Source organism: Bordetella tumbae (genome assembly GCF_054780995.1).
This window is the reverse complement of sequence record NZ_BAAGVG010000017.1, coordinates 1-1,713: the sequence shown is the minus strand read 5'-3', so window position 1 is coordinate 1,713 and position 1,713 is coordinate 1. Positions and strand designations below refer to the sequence as shown.

Sequence of the window (1,713 nt, the reverse complement as noted above, 5' to 3'; positions counted from 1 at the left end):
CGGGGGTGAGTTCCTTCGGCTTTGGCGGAGTGAATGCTCATGTGGTGTTGGAGGAGTATGAGGCACAGGTCTCGAACGAGCCAGCGATGCATGCTCCTGTGGTGCGCATCCCAGCGGCCTCGGCTGAGTCGAACGGGAAAGTCTCAGTGGCGCATGTTCCTGCGACGCATGCGCCTGCGGTGGTGGTGCTGTCGGCGCGTACGGGCGAGCAGCTTCGGACGCAGGCGGTGCAGTTGCGGGAGTACCTGGAGCGGCGTGCCGTGAGTCTGGCGTCGCTCGCCTATACGCTGCAGGTTGGACGTGAGGCGCTGGGCATGCGTCTGGCGTTAGTGGTGGGCTCGGTGGACGAACTCAAACGCAAATTGTTGGCTTACGAGCAAGATGAGGCGAGCCTGGAAGATGTGTATCAGGGCGAGGTCAGGCGCGGGCAGGAGGTGTTATCGGCGTTCGCAGCCGATGAGGACCTACGGGAAGTGATAGGCAAGTGGCTGGCGCGCGGCAAGGTGAACAAGCTGGCCGAGTTGTGGGTGCAGGGTCTGGCAGTGGACTGGTCGGCGTTGTATGGCGAGTCGCGACCGTCTCGGGTGAGTTTGCCGACGTATCCGTTTGCGAAGGGGCGCTATTGGGTGCCCGAGAGTGGGCCAGTAGCCCGGACGACACACCCAACCGATGCACAAGCCTCACCGGGCAGCGAGCTGGCGTTGCCGCACCCGCACGCGGCGGTGCTGCACCCGCTGGTGCACCGCAATACATCCACCTTGCATGAACAGCGCTACAGCACGTGGCTGACGGGCGAGGAATTCTTCCTGCGTGATCATGTGGTGCGAGGGCAGAAGCTTGTGCCGGGCGTGGCACAGTTGGAGTGGGCGCGAGCCGCGGCCAGTTTGGCGCTGGAGGAGAAAGGGGCCATCCGTATCGAGCAGGTGAGTTGGATACGACCCTTGATGGTTGCCGAGCCGTTGGAGGTGCATATCGGCCTGGAAGTAGAGGACGACGGCCGCATCGGCTACGAGATTTACAGCGGTGAAGGTGACGCTGCGCAGGTCTATAGCCAAGGCTGGGTGGTGGCTTCGGCCCCGGGCGAGGTGCCTACTGTCGATCTGGGAGGATTGCAGGCCCAGTGTGGACGCATGCTCAGCAGCGCGGATTGTTACGCGCAGTTTGCCTCGATGGGCTTGACCTATGGGACGAGTTTCCAGGTGCTAACCGCACTTCAAGTTGGCGACAGCGTGGCAATCGGTTCGCTGCAGGCGCCGGGGCACGCATTACAGGCCAGCTATGGTTTGCCGCCGAGCCTGCTGGATGGAGCGCTGCAGGCTAGTCTGGGGCTAGCCGTAACGAATGCAGGATTGGCACTGCCGTTCGCAGTGCAATCGGTGGAACAGTGGTCGCCGGTGCCCGCGCCCGCGTATGCGATAGTGCAGCCCGCGGCAGGCGACAGCGAGGCGGTGCGCAAGCTGCAAGTTGAGATCGTTGATTCGCAAGGGCGAGTGGCGGTTCGACTGAGCAACTTCAGCAGCCGAGCGCTACCCGCCTCCTTGGGGGAGGACCGAGCGGCCGATTCCAGTGTGCCGACGGCGATGATGCACGCGCCGTTCAACTCCATTTCCTCGACTTTGTCTCCTCTGTTTCCATCGTCGCCGGTGGGTGAACTGATGCTGACACCGATATGGGAGACGATCTGCGAAGTCGAGCCGAACGCAGTGCCTTCTG

Annotated in this window: 1 protein-coding gene; it reads left to right on the top strand. The window is 63.0% G+C overall.

The genetic code is table 11. The features are described from left to right. The coding region (locus tag ACYVI2_RS14845; RefSeq protein ID WP_460490320.1) for a polyketide synthase dehydratase domain-containing protein at positions 1-1,713 on the top strand (1,713 nt) is incomplete at both ends.